The organism is Citrobacter sp. CRE-46 (assembly GCF_059615875.1).
The window spans coordinates 2,294,089-2,309,724 of sequence record NZ_CM184341.1 but is presented as its reverse complement, the minus strand read 5'-3'; the positions used below and the strand labels follow the sequence as shown (position 1 = coordinate 2,309,724).

15 protein-coding genes are annotated in these 15,636 nt (G+C 47.1%); 10 read left to right on the top strand and 5 right to left on the bottom strand.

From position 1 onward, the window contains the following. The first annotated feature begins 112 nt into the window (after positions 1 to 112). From AC534G_RS11070 to AC534G_RS11060, 3 genes are all read left to right on the top strand, one after another. Positions 113 to 991 carry a hypothetical protein gene (locus AC534G_RS11070; protein ID WP_233593768.1) on the top strand — a complete coding sequence of 293 codons (879 nt, stop codon included), beginning with the start codon at positions 113 to 115 and terminating at the stop codon, positions 989 to 991. 296 nt (positions 992 to 1,287) lie between these two features. Next, positions 1,288 to 2,151, top strand: coding sequence for a hypothetical protein (locus AC534G_RS11065; RefSeq protein WP_110497855.1), 864 nt, complete (start codon positions 1,288 to 1,290; stop codon positions 2,149 to 2,151). Between the two features lie 63 nt (positions 2,152 to 2,214). Further along, on the top strand, positions 2,215 to 2,904 hold the full coding sequence (locus AC534G_RS11060; protein WP_496594545.1) for a hypothetical protein: 690 nt from the start codon (positions 2,215 to 2,217) through the stop codon (positions 2,902 to 2,904). Between the two features lie 404 nt (positions 2,905 to 3,308). Here the strand turns inward: AC534G_RS11060 and AC534G_RS11055 are convergent, their stop codons facing one another. Then, positions 3,309 to 3,587, bottom strand: coding sequence for a recombinase family protein (locus AC534G_RS11055; RefSeq protein WP_110497851.1), 279 nt, complete (start codon positions 3,585 to 3,587; stop codon positions 3,309 to 3,311). Here AC534G_RS11055 and sdaA point away from each other — a divergent pair, their 5' ends adjacent. Together sdaA and pdeD are read left to right on the top strand one after the other, a co-directional pair. Then, positions 3,588 to 4,994 (top strand): L-serine ammonia-lyase, encoded by a 1,407-nt coding sequence (gene sdaA, locus AC534G_RS11050; protein ID WP_110497849.1) that lies wholly within the window; start codon positions 3,588 to 3,590, stop codon positions 4,992 to 4,994. A 130-nt stretch (positions 4,995 to 5,124) separates the two neighbouring features. Beyond that, a complete protein-coding gene (gene pdeD / locus AC534G_RS11045) occupies positions 5,125 to 6,726 on the top strand; it encodes a cyclic di-3',5'-guanosine monophosphate phosphodiesterase PdeD (protein ID WP_085048054.1) in 1,602 nt (533 codons plus the stop codon). A gap of 6 nt (positions 6,727 to 6,732) precedes the next feature. Here pdeD and yoaE read toward each other — a convergent pair whose 3' ends face one another. Then, the gene (gene yoaE / locus AC534G_RS11040) at positions 6,733 to 8,292 is read right to left on the bottom strand and encodes a CNNM family cation transport protein YoaE (protein ID WP_038641275.1); all 1,560 of its coding nucleotides are present in this window, start codon (positions 8,290 to 8,292) and stop codon (positions 6,733 to 6,735) included. Beyond that, the gene (locus AC534G_RS11035) at positions 8,280 to 8,438 is read right to left on the bottom strand and encodes a protein YoaL (RefSeq protein WP_371924024.1); all 159 of its coding nucleotides are present in this window, start codon (positions 8,436 to 8,438) and stop codon (positions 8,280 to 8,282) included. Before AC534G_RS11035 ends, yoaE begins: the two co-directional genes overlap by 13 nt. Positions 8,439 to 8,751: 313 nt before the next feature. Between AC534G_RS11035 and manX the strand changes: the two genes are divergently transcribed. The 5 genes from manX to mntP all read left to right on the top strand — a co-directional run bounded on the left by manX (position 8,752) and on the right by mntP (position 12,955). Beyond that, positions 8,752 to 9,714: a PTS mannose transporter subunit IIAB gene (gene manX / locus AC534G_RS11030; protein WP_496594544.1), complete on the top strand. Its 963-nt coding sequence runs from the start codon at positions 8,752 to 8,754 to the stop codon at positions 9,712 to 9,714. A gap of 58 nt (positions 9,715 to 9,772) precedes the next feature. Further along, positions 9,773 to 10,573, top strand: coding sequence for a PTS mannose/fructose/sorbose transporter subunit IIC (locus tag AC534G_RS11025; protein WP_005122174.1), 801 nt, complete (start codon positions 9,773 to 9,775; stop codon positions 10,571 to 10,573). Between the two features lie 12 nt (positions 10,574 to 10,585). After that, positions 10,586 to 11,437, top strand: a complete 852-nt coding sequence (locus AC534G_RS11020; RefSeq protein ID WP_006684184.1) for a PTS mannose transporter subunit IID — start codon at positions 10,586 to 10,588, stop codon at positions 11,435 to 11,437. A 60-nt stretch (positions 11,438 to 11,497) separates the two neighbouring features. Further along, a complete protein-coding gene (locus tag AC534G_RS11015) occupies positions 11,498 to 11,956 on the top strand; it encodes a DUF986 family protein (protein WP_038641277.1) in 459 nt (152 codons plus the stop codon). Between the two features lie 432 nt (positions 11,957 to 12,388). Continuing rightward, on the top strand, positions 12,389 to 12,955 hold the full coding sequence (mntP, locus tag AC534G_RS11010) for a manganese efflux pump MntP (protein ID WP_038641279.1): 567 nt from the start codon (positions 12,389 to 12,391) through the stop codon (positions 12,953 to 12,955). On the opposite strand, the gene rlmA is transcribed toward mntP, so the two are convergent. Next, positions 12,952 to 13,761 (bottom strand): 23S rRNA (guanine(745)-N(1))-methyltransferase, encoded by an 810-nt coding sequence (gene rlmA / locus AC534G_RS11005; RefSeq protein ID WP_110497844.1) that lies wholly within the window; start codon positions 13,759 to 13,761, stop codon positions 12,952 to 12,954. The two genes, mntP and rlmA, sit on opposite strands and share 4 nt — an antisense overlap. Before the next feature lie 63 nt (positions 13,762 to 13,824). Next, the gene (gene ftsI, locus AC534G_RS11000) at positions 13,825 to 15,570 is read right to left on the bottom strand and encodes a peptidoglycan glycosyltransferase FtsI (RefSeq protein WP_038641283.1); all 1,746 of its coding nucleotides are present in this window, start codon (positions 15,568 to 15,570) and stop codon (positions 13,825 to 13,827) included. Positions 15,571 to 15,636: the final 66 nt, after the last annotated feature.

Sequence of the window (15,636 nt, the reverse complement as noted above, 5' to 3'; positions counted from 1 at the left end):
AGACAGATTTAGTACAAATCATTCACGGGAATTATGACATTCTTAGTTCATTCTCAATGAGATCATGAGCGTATGATCTACCGCTTTTCTTAACCTGGCGGTGTGGTGTGATATGAGTGATAACATAGAAGAAATAAAAGAAGATACGAGTTTTTTAGATATTATTAAGGATACTATAGTTCATCGATTAACGACTCCTTTTTACTTCTATATTATCAGTGCTTTTATATTCAGCAATTGGGATAAAATTTTATATCTAATCTATGGTACTGAATCAATTGAAACACGAACTTCGATTGTGCAAATGGAAGGTATTAATTATTTTGATCCGTTGTGGCATGGTATATTGATAGCGATTATTATGCCTTACTTCTCACGTTTGCTTGAAATAATACATCTAAGCTCTGATATCTGTCAAAATTGGTTGTCTAAACAAAGAAACATAGCCGCTTTAAAAAGTGAAGACCATATAGAAAAACAAAGACATTCTAATAATATGAGTAACAAGAAACGTTCTGAGGCTTACGAAGAGTTACTAATAGAGATAGAGCAACATAAAGCTAATCTTGATGACCTTAAAAAACAATCTAAAACAGCTTATAACTTATATCTTGAAATCAGTAAAAAACACTCATCATTTTTATCAATTATTTCTGGTGAAGTTGCTAACATTGTTAGCCTTCGTTCAGTATTATATGAAAATGAATTAGCTCTTGATAAGATAAAAAATGATTTAACTGTATACTTGAAGAAGTTAAATAATGCCGATGATTCCGTTTCAATTTCAGCCTTTAAACAATATATGCTATTTGATATCAGTATGATTGATGAACATCTAGAGTCAATGAAAAATATAAAATCAAAAGATTATTTCGACCATGATGAAAATTCTGTAATAGATATTGAGTATGATCTGAATAACATCATTGATGAATTACATCAGTTAACTAAGAAATTAGATCCCGATATCTTTCACTCACCTACTGTTTAAAATGTCGAGTAAGGGGCATTACGCCCCTACTCATCTTCAAATCACCTTAGAACTTACGTTTTAAAAACTTCTGCATATCAGCATTCTTCACTTTGTGTTCCTCTGTTATTAACGGTTTGGTACTGACCAGTTCTAGATGCACTGGTTCATTAGCTGGCACAGGAGCAGCCTATTGACCATTTTTTTATATGTTTTCAATTTAATAATTCACAAAGCAAATAACACTTACTGTACTATTTCAGATTTTTATAAGCGTATGATCTACCGCTTTTCATAAGCTGGCGGCGTGATGTGATATGAGTGATGTAACTGATAAGAAAGAAAATATAGGGCAAGAGGTAGCAGGTGATTTTTTCAAAGATTTAAGGTCAGCTATCTTTCAAAAAGTTGGTACTCCACTCTATATAAGTATCATTACTATTTTCTGTATTGATAATTGGGATAAATTACTTTTTTTAGCATTCAGTAAAATCAGTATAGAATCCAGAATTTATGTACTGAATCATGAAACTCCATTTACATATTGGCCTTGTGTCGCATATGGTGTGTTATTTACTGTATTAATGCCTTACCTTACACGTCTGATAGAGTTATCACAATATTTTTCTAATTTATGGAAATCAAATATATCATCTTGGTCAGATGTAGCTAGTTTCAGAAATATAGATAAAACAAATCGTCTTAAACATCGTATAGATATACGTGATGAAAAGAGAAATAAACGAAAAGTAGAATACACTGACAAATGTAACAAGCTAATTGCAGACATTAAGTCTCTTGAAAAAAAACATGGTAACTTGAAAAGTGACTGGGATTCTTTAAAGGGGATATATGACCTTTACTCATCCGCGTTAACTTCTAGTACAATAGATTTAAAAACTGCAAATGAAAATCTTTCCAATGTTAAAAAAGAATTAGATGAGCTTTCAAATTTTATCTCTGAGATGCTTGCATTAGAGAAAATTTCAAATAATCAACTATCTGAAATAAAAGACAAAGTAATTACTAGAATAAATGGAATTAATCTCATAGTGATTAAAAATAGTAGCGATGAGTTTTTTAATAGGATTTTTATTAGAGATGAAGATGTAAAACATCTGGATAAAAAAATGAAAGAAACATTATCTAATATAGAATCTCGTGATAATCCAAAATACTAGATATAAAAAGATAAACGCGTTTATAGAATCACTTAGCAAAATAATTTATCAGGAGTGTTTTTAATGAGTAATACTACATGTGCTACTATTGGCTACATAATTGATTTTGGGACAGTTACTAATTGGATCAGTGCTGTTTGTTCAGTCATTGTGGCTTGCCTTGCTGCACATGCTGCTTTTAAAGCTAGAAATTGGTTCAGAAGTAAAACTCATGATCTTATTTTTGAAAAAATATATACTTTGATGAGAAATGTTAATAGTACTGTTTTTGATTTAGAGAAGACATTTACAGAATGCAAGCATTTAGCTGGGAAATCAATTACGATGAGTCATATATATTCAGGTCAAAATGAAAATTTTAAGAGAGTACATATCATTCGTAACGAATATTACAAGCTGATAACCAAGGTATTAGATAATAGGATGTTTGCAAAATCAATTAAAAATGACATTATGCAGATATCTAACTTAGGCGTTACCATCACTAATAAAGAAGATTTTGATAACCTTATTGATAATACTCTAGATCTAATAAATGATTGGTTTCTTATTTTCAAAGATTTATTTTTGGGCGAACATTATGAGCTTAAATCACAATTATCAAAAGAAGAGTTAAAAGAGTATGATACAATTGTTTATCAGTATTCTGAAAAATTTTTATCGCTAGAGCAGAAACTCAACCCATTAAAAGAATCTCTTGATGCAATTAACAATACTGATTTCAATACACTCTTTACATTAAATAATTCATAGCTAGAATGGGACAAGTATTAATCTTTTTCAGGAAGTAAGATTAGTACTTTATTTTTGGGACATTAACCGTATTCGATGTCATGCATGTTGCAGTATTGATTCCCCGGTACTGTTGGATTAATGCATCCAGGAAAAGAACATTTCTCTACGCAACTTGGAACCATTTCATTATGATAGACATACGATTGTTTCTTTGTAAGTGAATCTAAGCCTTGTTCGGTTATTTGACGAAAAATCCCACGATGACGTTCATCTTCCATGTAGTCATCATTATACATCTCCGTTAGTCGATTAGTTACTTCATGTGGTGGTACCAGTATCTACCTCGTGAATATCAATTCTACGGTTAATCAGTGTAGTAAACTCTTCTATTGCATCGTATTCAGCTTTACGAGTAAAACGGTCTACGTTTTCAATAATCGTGCACCGTCTTTTATTTCACCACTTAACACACGCTGTTTAAAACGCCCTAATGACCCTTTTGTAAAGTTATACCCATGATATGCAGATTTACCTAAATCAGGCTCTAATAACTCGGTTTTTTCGAGGTCTAACACGTATCCTAAATTATACTTATCTGTATAATCCCGCACATACTCGGTAACTGTGTTTTGTTGTCGTTCTGGACCGAAACCACCGATTTGCTTATCACTAGATACACGACAATATAGGTATGCCTGCATATGTTAAACCCCTCTGAAATCAAACATTCTCCTTGTCGGATTTTACCATCTATCTTCGACATGTTTAAGGTGGGGATTGGTCCCTCATCTTCCCATACCGTAGGGCCTATGAAGGCGGGTAAACAGTTCGTCGATGACCTGGTCGAAAAAGGATTACTGGACAGCGTTACTCGTGTTGCCGTCGACGTATATGGTTCACTGTCGCTCACGGGTAAAGGTCACCACACCGATATCGCCATTATTATGGGTCTGGCGGGCAACGAGCCTGCTACCGTAAACATTGACAGCATTCCCGGATTTATCCGCGATGTAGAAGCGCGTGGACGCCTGCTGCTTGCACAGGGTCAGCACGAAGTGGATTTCCCGCAGAATGATGGAATGCGTTTTCATAACGGCAACCTGCCGCTGCATGAAAACGGCATGCAGATCCATGCGTATAATGGCGAAACCGTCATTTACAGCAAAACGTACTACTCAATCGGCGGTGGGTTCATCGTTGATGAAGAACATTTTGGTCAGGATACCGCCAATGAGGTCAGCGTACCTTATCCGTTCAAATCCGCCACTGAAATGCTGGAATACTGCAACAGCACCGGCCTGTCCCTCTCTGGCATGGTGATGCAGAACGAACTTGCTCTGCACAGCAAAAAAGAGATTGAAGAGTACTTTGGCAACGTCTGGCAAACCATGCAGGCCTGTATCGATCGTGGGATGAACACCGAAGGCGTCCTGCCTGGGCCGCTGCGCGTTCCGCGTCGCGCCTCTGCCCTGCGTCGTATGTTGGTCTCCAGCGACAAGCTCTCCAACGATCCGATGAACGTGATCGACTGGGTGAACATGTTTGCGCTGGCCGTTAACGAAGAAAACGCCGCGGGTGGTCGCGTTGTCACAGCGCCAACTAACGGTGCCTGCGGTATCGTGCCTGCGGTCCTGGCCTATTACGATCATTTCATTGAGTCCGTCAGCCCGGATATCTACACCCGCTATTTCCTGGCGGCCGGCGCGATTGGCGCGCTGTACAAAATGAACGCATCTATCTCCGGTGCTGAAGTCGGCTGTCAGGGTGAAGTTGGCGTGGCTTGTTCTATGGCGGCTGCCGGTCTGGCTGAGCTACTGGGTGCAAGTCCTGAACAGGTGTGTGTTGCGGCAGAAATCGGTATGGAGCATAACCTCGGTTTAACCTGTGACCCGGTTGCCGGTCAGGTACAGGTTCCGTGCATCGAACGTAACGCCATTGCTTCCGTAAAAGCTATCAATGCCGCACGCATGGCAATGCGCCGAACCAGTGCGCCACGCGTTTCACTGGATAAAGTCATTGAGACCATGTACGAAACGGGTAAAGACATGAACGCCAAATACCGCGAAACGTCCCGTGGTGGTCTGGCAATCAAAGTTCAGTGTGACTAATACTTAATTTTCGCCCATCTGCGACGGATGGGCGAATTTATCTCCCCTTCCTCGTCTACTGTAATTTTCCCCACTACACTTGCTCTGTTGCTTTTGGCTTTTGTGACCAACGGCTTATCGGGCGGCCCGCATGCATACAGCACAACGGATCATTAAAAACTATCGCCGGAATCGCTTATTTGTTTGCACCCTATGTGCCCTGGTAACGCTTATCCTCACGTTAACGGTCCGATTTATTTCGGAGCGTAATTTAAATCATCGAAATACCGTAACCTTTGCCAACCACGCGGTTGAAGAGTTGGATCACGTGCTTTTGCCCCTTCAGACTGGACGAGATGTGCTGTTGCCGTTGATTGGTCTCCCCTGTTCAGTCGCGCGTTTACCGTTGAGCAAGCATGCTGCCAGGCTGCAAACGGTACGCTCTGTCAACCTGGTTAAAGATGGGATTCTGTATTGCTCCAGCATTTTTGGTTATCGCAATGAGCCTGTTCGTCGACTGGAGCCTGAATTACCAAGCCAGGAGTCGCTACTGCTGTTATCAACCGACCATTCGATAATTAAAGGCAGTCCGATTCTGACACAATGGTATCCATCCTCTGCCGATGGTGAAGATGGCGTGCTGGAAATCGTCAACATTGAGTTATTATCATCCATGTTGCTTGAGCCACAACTGCCGCAGATCACCCATGCCAGCTTAAGCGTCGGCAATCGCCATCTGCTCTACGGACAAGGTGTTGTCGATACGCTACCTGAACTAAAGAATGAAAAACGCTACCAGCTCTCATCACAGCATTTCCCGTTTACTATCAGCGTTACCGGTCCGGGTGCCAGTGAACTGGCGATTAAACATCTGCCAACACAACTGCCGCTGGCGGTGATCCTCAGTCTGTTAGTGGGGTACCTGGCGTGGCTGGCAACCGCCAACAGAATGAGTTTCTCCTGGGAGATAAATCTGGCCCTTGCCGCCCGGGAATTCGAGCTGTTCTGCCAGCCGCTGCTCAATGCGCAAACGCAGCAATGCATGGGGGTGGAAATCCTGTTACGCTGGAATAATCCGCGTCAGGGTTGGATCTCTCCCGAAGTGTTTATTCCCATCGCCGAGGAGCACAACCTGATCGTGCCCCTGACGCGTCATGTCATCGCAGAAACCATTCAGCAACGACACGTCTTCCCCATGAGCAGTCAGTTTCATATCGGGATCAATGTCGCCGCCAGCCATTTTCGCCACGGCACGCTGTTAAAAGATCTCAACCAGTATTGGTTTAGCCAGCATCCCATTCAGCAGTTAGTCATCGAACTTACCGAACGTGATGCGTTACTGGATGTGGATTATCGGGTTGTACGCGAGCTAAATCGCCTTGGCGTAAAACTGGCGATTGACGATTTTGGCACTGGCAACAGCTCGCTCTCCTGGCTGGAAAAACTCCGCCCGGATGTACTGAAAATTGATAAATCATTTACTTCTGCGATCGGTACCGATGCCGTGAACTCAACCGTTACAGACATCATCATCGCGCTGGGAAAAAGACTGAATATAGAACTGGTGGCGGAAGGGGTTGAAACGCAGGCGCAGGCACAGCATTTGCGCCGGCACGGTGTACATTTATTGCAAGGTTTTCTGTATGCGAAGCCAATGCCGCTACGCGATTTTCCAAAATGGCTGGCGGGCAGCACGCCGCCGCCCACCCGGCATAACGGGCGACATAGTATGCCCGTTATGCCGTTTCGCTAAACCCGATTACTCGTCTTCGTCGTGAGCAGGTTGTTCTTTAACAATGCGAACTAAATCCACACGATAGTCATTCGCTTCGACAATCGTAATACTCAGCGGCGCAACCTCGATAACATCGCCGACGCGTGGAATATGACCGTTAGCCGCGATGACTAAACCTGCCACCGTCGCGATATCTTCGTCTTCATCCACCAGCGTATCCACGTCCAGCGCCTGCTGCAATGCATGCAGGTCGGTTCCGCCTTTCACCAACCAGCCGCCTGCATCAGCAATAATTTCAGGCGTTTCATCGGCATCGGGGAACTCACCGGCGATAGCTTCTAATACGTCCAGCGGTGTAACCAGCCCCTGCACGACACCAAATTCGTTAGTGACGATCACGAAACTGCCGCGGGCACGACGAAGAACGCCCAACAGATTGATCGGGTCCAGCGTTTCCGGGACCACGATAGCCGGAGAGGCTGAGGCAATCGCCGCCACATCCACACCTTCTTCCAGCGCCACCAGCAGTTCTTTGGCACGGACGATACCGATAATTTCGTCCAGTTCACCGCGACATACCGGGAACAGGCTGTGCGGTGACGAAAGCAATTGCTCGCGAATTTCCGCTACGCTCAGGTCCGCATCAACCCAGCTAATCTCGCCACGAGGCGTCATAATGCCACGTAATGAACGCGAGGCCAGGGAGAGCACGCCGTTGATCATATAGCGTTCTTCTTCCACAAATGCGCCTTCCGGAACGGGCACAGGTACCGGATTGTCGGATTCCATCTGCGCGCTGGCCTGACGTTTACCGCCCATCAGACGCAGGATTGCATCCGCAGTCCGCGCACGCAGCGGCAGGGTCGACTGGTGGCGAATAAAGTTACGACGGGCAATCTGGTTAAACAACTCGATAATGATCGAGAAGCCAATCGCCGCATACAGATAACCTTTCGGAATGTGGAAGCCAAACCCTTCGGCAACCAGACTCAGACCAATCATCAACAGGAAGCTCAGACACAGCACCACCACCGTCGGATGCTGGTTCACAAATCGCGTCAACGGCTTGGAAGCCAGCAGCATCACGGCCATAGCTATCACGACCGCCGCCATCATGACCGGCAGATGGTTGACCATACCGACCGCAGTAATCACCGCATCCAGCGAGAACACCGCATCAAGGATGACAATCTGCGTCACCACAACCCAAAAGCTCGCATAGCCTTTCGTCTGCCCGGTATCATGTTCACGGTTTTCCAGCCGCTCATGCAGCTCTGTCGTTGCCTTGAACAAGAGGAAGATACCGCCCAGCAGCATTATCAGATCGCGTCCCGAGAACGCATAGTCCATTACCGTAAACAGCGGCTTTGTCAGCGTTACCATCCACGAAATCACGGACAACAAGCCCAGACGCATAATCAGTGCCAGTGATAAACCGATTAAACGCGCTTTATCTCGCTGTTTCGGCGGCAGCTTATCAGCCAGGATCGCAATGAAGACCAGGTTATCAATACCCAGAACAATTTCGAGAACGACAAGCGTGAGCAAACCCACCCAAATCTGCGGGTCCATTAATAATTCCATGACAAGCTCCTGCTTAAGGAATGACCAAACTGCGCGCTGAGGATCTCAGGCGTTAAAGCATTATGCAGAGAAAATTTGTGGCAAAAAGTGCCAATCTGACAGGCGCAAAGCGGCCTGAGGGTGAAATGACGTCGGTGACGATCCATATGGTGGGCTACTGCCCTATACTCCTGAGTAATTAAACAGATGCTAAACATAACAGAGACAACCGGTTTTTAGCAAAGATTTACCTTCCTTTGCAATAAGTTGTTTCGGAGATATTTTACCCTTCGAAATTTCTTTTCATCGGAAGTTAAATTACGGATCTTCATCACATAAAATATTTTTTTCGATATCTAAAATAATTCACGAAAATCATAGGTTTTTCTTTGTAACCCTTATCTGAATCGATTCGATTGCGGACGACGATTCAAATACATCTTTACGTTGATGTGTTAACGATAATAAAGGAGGTAGCAAGTGACCATTGCTATTGTAATAGGCACACATGGTTGGGCTGCAGAGCAGTTACTTAAGACAGCAGAAATGCTGTTAGGCGAGCAGGAAAACGTCGGCTGGATCGATTTCGTTCCAGGCGAAAATGCCGAAACGCTGATCGAAAAGTACAACGCTCAGTTGGCAAAACTCGATACCAGTAAAGGCGTGCTGTTTCTCGTTGACACATGGGGAGGCAGCCCGTTTAACGCTGCGAGCCGCATTGTCGTCGATAAAGAGCATTACGAAGTTATCGCCGGTGTGAACATTCCCATGCTGGTTGAAACCTTCATGGCGCGTGATGACAACCCGAGCTTTGATGAATTAGTGGCACTGGCCGTTGAAACCGGTAGCGAAGGCTTGAAAGCGTTGAAAGCGAAACCGGTGGAAAAAGCCGCTCCTGCCCCTGTTGCGGCACCAAAAGCAGCAGCACCGGCTAAACCGATGGGCCCGAACGATTATATGCAGATCGGTCTGGCGCGTATCGATGACCGTTTAATTCATGGTCAGGTAGCCACTCGCTGGACCAAAGAAACCAACGTAACGCGCATTATTGTCGTCAGCGATGAAGTTGCCGCCGATACCGTGCGTAAAACGCTGCTGACTCAGGTAGCACCTCCGGGTGTGACGGCGCATGTGGTTGATGTCGCGAAAATGATCCGCGTCTACAACAACCCGAAATATGCAGGCGAGCGTGTGATGCTGTTGTTCACCAACCCGACCGATGTGGAACGTATCGTTGAAGGTGGTGTGAAAATTACCTCTGTAAACATTGGCGGTATGGCTTTCCGTCAGGGTAAAACACAGGTAAACAACGCAATTTCTGTTGATGAAAAAGACATCGAAGCCTTCAAAAAACTCAACGAACGCGGTATTGAGCTCGAAGCGCGTAAAGTTTCGACCGATCAGAAACTGAAAATGATGGATTTGATTGCCAAGGCGAAATAATTCCCTGGCATTTACTTAGTTTTCACACTTAAGTCTGTATAGCAATAGGAGAAGTACAATGGAGATTACCACTCTTCAGATTGTGCTGGTGTTCATCGTCGCATGTATCGCGGGTATGGAGTCGGTACTCGATGAATTTCAGTTCCACCGTCCGTTGGTGGCCTGTACGCTTATTGGCGCCGTTCTCGGGGATATGAAAACCGGTATTATCATCGGTGGTACCCTGGAAATGATCGCCCTGGGCTGGATGAACATCGGTGCTGCGGTTGCACCAGATGCCGCACTGGCGTCAATTATCTCTACCGTTCTGGTTATCGCGGGTCACCAAAGCATTGGTGCCGGTATCGCGCTGGCTATCCCGCTGGCAGCAGCAGGCCAGGTTCTGACCATCATCGTTCGTACTATCACCGTAGCATTCCAGCACGCAGCGGATAAGGCGGCCGAAAACGGCAACCTGACGGCGCTCTCCTGGCTGCACGTGTCCTCACTGTTCCTGCAGGCTATGCGTATCGCTATCCCGGCGGTAATCGTGGCGATTTCTGTAGGTACCAGTGAAGTTCAGAGCATGCTCAACGCCATTCCGGAAGTCGTCACCGGCGGCCTGAATATCGCAGGCGGTATGATCGTGGTGGTTGGTTATGCGATGGTCATCAATATGATGCGCGCGGGCTACCTGATGCCGTTCTTCTACCTCGGCTTCGTCACCGCGGCATTTACTAACTTCAACCTGGTTGCTCTGGGTGTGATTGGCGCAGTGATGGCAATCCTCTACATTCAGCTGAGCCCGAAATATAACCGCGTCGCCGGTGCGCCAGTTCAGGCAGCTGGTAACAACGATCTTGATAACGAACTGGACTAGCAGGTGAGCGAAATGGTTGATATGACTAAAACTACCACCGAGAAAAAACTCACTCCGAGTGACATTCGTGGCGTGTTCATTCGTTCTAACCTGTTTCAGGGTTCATGGAACTTCGAACGTATGCAGGCGCTGGGTTTTTGTTTCTCCATGGTACCGGCTATCCGCCGTTTGTACCCGGAAAACAACGACGCACGTAAGCAGGCTATTAAGCGTCACCTGGAATTCTTTAACACCCATCCGTACGTAGCCGCACCTGTGCTGGGCGTTACGCTGGCGATGGAAGAGCAGCGTGCCAACGGCGCAGAGATTGACGATGGTGCTATCAACGGTATCAAAGTTGGTCTGATGGGACCGCTGGCAGGCGTCGGCGACCCAATCTTCTGGGGTACGGTACGTCCGGTATTTGCTGCGCTTGGCGCTGGTATCGCGATGAGCGGCAGCCTGCTTGGACCACTGTTGTTCTTCATCCTGTTTAACCTGGTGCGTCTGGCAACCCGTTACTACGGTGTGGCATACGGCTACCGTAAAGGGGTTGATATCGTTAAGGATATGGGCGGCGGCTTCCTGCAGAAACTGACTGAGGGGGCGTCAATCCTCGGCCTGTTTGTCATGGGGGCATTAGTTAACAAGTGGACGCACGTGAATATCCCGTTGGTGGTCTCCACTATCACCGGTCAGGATGGTCAGACTCGCGTCACCACCGTGCAGACTATCCTTGACCAGCTGATGCCGGGCCTGGTTCCTCTGCTGCTGACTTTCGCTTGTATGTGGCTGCTGCGTAAGAAAGTGAACCCGCTGTGGATTATCGTTGGCTTCTTCATCATCGGTATCGCGGGCTACGCTGTCGGCCTGCTTGGCCTGTAAGACTGTTGTACACCACCGGGGGCTTGCCCCCGGTTTTTCTATTTAGAGGATTGAGGATTCATGACTATCACGGACCTGGTGCTGGTTCTTTTTATCTTTTCGCTGCTGGCGTATGCCATTTACGATCAGTTCATCATGCCCCGCCGTAATGGCCTTACTCTGCTGACGGTCGCCCTGCTTCCTCGCAGCCGTGTTGACAGTGTTATCTTCATTGGCCTGGTAGCTATTCTTATTTACAACAACGTCACCAGCCACGGGGCGCAATTCACCACGTGGTTATTATGCGCACTGATATTGATGGGGTTGTATCTGTTCTGGATCCGTACGCCGAAAATCATCTTCAAGCAAAAAGGTTTTTTCTTTGCCAACGTCTGGATTGAATATAACCGCATTAAAGAGATGAATTTATCAGAGGACGGCGTGCTGGTGATGCAATTAGAACAGCGGAGATTGCTGGTTCGCGTACGAAATATAGACGATCTTGAAAAAATATATAAACTTCTCATTTCAAATCAGTGAATTAGAAAGATAGCCTGAACTATGTTTTTTATATATTTTTGAAAACAAAACATAGCTAAGGCTATATTACAACGTCCGTAATGTTATTTATTTTAACGTTCTGTTTATAAATAAATCTAAATGAAAATCGTTTTCAATTAGAAGTCAAATATTATTTCCCTGTTTCTTGTTTTATATTCTCAATATATGTTAAGGTTGCGCCCGTCGTTGGGGAGTAGCCGATTTCCAGACTCCGGAAATGTACGTGTCAACATACTCGTTGAAAAACGTGGCGCGTACGGACTGAACATACAGCTTCAGTCAGGCGAGACCATAGGCACATCAACTGCAATGCATACCTGAATGGCACGATATATTTCGTGATTTTAATCTGTGTGCATGGTTACTGGGGGCAGTGATGTGTTTTATGGATACCCCGGTCAGGACGCTGTTATGAATCTCACCGCTACTGTACTTCTCGCTTTCGGCATGTCGATGGATGCTTTCGCTGCATCAATTGGCAAAGGCGCCACCCTGCATAAACCCAAATTTTCTGAAGCTCTGCGCACCGGTCTCATTTTCGGCGCAGTTGAAACCCTGACGCCGCTGATTGGCTGGGGTATGGGCATGCTGGCAAGCAAATTCGTGCTGGAGTGGAACCACTGGATCGCTTTCATTCTGCTGATTTTCTTAGGTGGGCGAATGATAATCGAAGGTTTTCGCGACAACGGTGATGAAGATGAAGAACCGCCGCGCCGCCACGGATTCTGGCTGCTGGTCACCACCGCTATCGCTACCAGTCTCGACGCGATGGCCGTCGGGGTGGGTCTGGCGTTCCTGCAGGTTAACATCATTGCGACTGCGCTGGCCATCGGCTGCGCCACGTTGATGATGTCCACGCTCGGCATGATGATCGGTCGTTTTATTGGTCCGATGCTGGGCAAACGAGCTGAAATCCTGGGCGGGGTGGTACTGATTGGTATCGGCGCCCAGATCCTCTGGGCACACTTCCACGGTTAATTCAGGCGCTGCCAGATGTGAATACTAAAATCTGTCTGGCAGTCAAACGTCGTTTTTCCTGCCAGCGTTTCCCACACTTCCGGTTTTGCCCGCCAGGCGAACGGCGTCATTTGCAGTAATGCAACGGCTTCGCTGCCCTGGAGCTGCATCTGATAGCCCAGCGCAATACTTTGCTGCAGAATAAAACCGTCCAGTTGTTCGGTATGTGGCGCATGCAAACGCACCTCATCATAAATCAGCCCTTTCAGCTCCATTAAATGACGCGGCCCGGGCGTGGCGGTGATTACCCATCCTCCCGGTTTCACCACGCGAGCCAGCTCTTGCGCTTTACAAGGCGCGTAGATCCTGATGATGGCATCCATGGACGCATCGGCAAACGGCAGACGATGGCTGGAAGCCACGCAAAAGGTGACCTGCGGATAACGGCGGGCTGCGGCCTTAATCGCCACTTTAGAAACGTCGAGGCCAACGGTCTTGCCGCCAGTCAGCGTATCGGCAAAGGCATGGGTGTAATACCCTTCTCCACAGCCGATATCCAGAATCGCCGCGTTTTCTGAACTCAGCGTCTGCGCAAGCACATTCACAATCGCGTCACGCAGCGGTTGATAGTGTCCGGCATCAAGAAACGCCCGGCGCGCCTGCATCATCTCAGCGCTGTCACCCGGATCGCGCGACCGCTTATGCTGAACCGGCAGTAAGTTGACATACCCTTCTTTCGCCACGTCAAACTGGTGCCGCTCAGGGCAAATAAAACTGTTTTTCGTTTGAGTAAGAGGCTGGTGGCAAAGAGGACAGGAAAACGACATGACAACTCCGGCAGGTGATTTGAGGGCGCAAGTGTAACGCGAATTGCGCCCCGGGAAAATAACTTACAGCGTCGGCGAGGATACGCTGTCGCCATGCATCACCAGCAGGTGATCGGAGTCGGCAGGCATGCCGTCTGGTTTAACATTTTCCAAGCGTAAAACATCTCCCATAATCTGGCTGAATACCGGCGCGGAGACGGCGCCCCCATAGTAAGCACCGTTTTGTGGATTATTAATAACCACGACTAAGGCGAATTTCGGGTCGCTCGCTGGCGCAACGCCTGCCGTATAGGCCACGTATTTATCAACATATTTACCATCATCGCCAATTTTTTTCGCCGTCCCGGTCTTCACCGCAACCCGATAATCCCTGACCGCGGCCTTGGTTCCCCCACCGCCGGGTAACGCGACGCTTTCCATCATATGTTCAACCTGATGAACCAGCGCCTCCGGCATCACCCGCGTCCCTATTACCGGCGGATCAATACGCGTGATAGAAAGGGGGCGATAGATGCCAAAACTACCGATGGTGGCATAGACATGCGCCAACTGGAGCGGCGTCACCATGAGCCCATAACCGAATGCAAAGGTGGCGCGATCCAAATCGCTCCAGTAGCGGCGTTGAGGCATTAAACCACTGCTTTCGCCGGTTAATCCCAACCCGGTTGGGTCGCCAAAGCCAAAACGTTTATAGGTATCCAGCAATTTCTGCACCGGCATAGCTAACGACAAGTGCGAAACGCCCGTGTCGCTCGATTTCTGCAAAATGCCGGTCAGCGACAGCTCCGGGTAAAATCCGACGTCGCGAATACGATGCCCGTCGACATTAAAAGGATGGGTATCAATTACGCTGTCCGGTTGCACAATCCCCTGCTGAAGCGCGGTCATGATCACCAGCGGCTTAACGGTTGAACCGGGTTCAAAGGTGTCGCTAATGGCACGGTTACGAAAATCATCCAGTACCGCGCCGTCTCGATTGTTGGGGTTAAAGTCGGGGAAGCTTGCCATGGAGAGAATTTCGCCGGTGTCAATATTAACCAGTACCGCGGCCCCGGATTCCGCTTTATTCCATGTAACGGCATTGTCCAGCGCGTCTTCGGTGACCGTCTGCAAACGCTCATCAATACTGAGTTGTAACTCATGTGCAGGCACCGGCATCACTTCGGTGATATTTTCGATGACATGGCCAAATTTGTCTTTACGGACCAGGCGGGAGCCGGGTTTGCCCATCAACTGGCTATTGAAGCTTTTCTCCAGGCCTTCAATACCCTGGCCATCGATATTGGTGAAACCAATGAGATTAGCCGCAACATGTCCGGCGGGATAAAAGCGGCGTGATTCTTCACGCAGATTGATCCCCGGAAGATTAAGGTTATCGATCCATTCAGCCTGCTGTGGAGAGATCTGGCGGGCCAGATAAATAAAGCGTCCCGCAGGATTACTGTTAACACGCTCAGCCAGAGAACTGAGCGAAATGTTCAGCGTCTTTGCTAACGCCTGCCAACGTTCGTTGTAGCCCACGCCTCCCTTGCTGATAATGGTTTTAGGGTCTGCCCAGACGGCATTCACCGGGACACTTACCGCCAGCGGTCGCCCTTCTCTGTCGGTAATCATTCCGCGTGGCGAGGCAATGGTAACCTCGCGTAACGAACGCATATCTTCCTGTTTTACCAAAGTTGTCGGCGTGACAATTTGTAGCCACGCCACACGACCCAGCAGCAATCCCAGGCTTAATAATATCGCCACACAAAGCAGGGCAAAACGTACGGGAGTAAAATTGCGCGCATCTATGTCGTTTTTCTTTTTCACCTGGACTCCCGCATGATAGTTTTTCAGGTGTCTGATTTAACGAGAAATGCCGCGAGAATGCGGGTA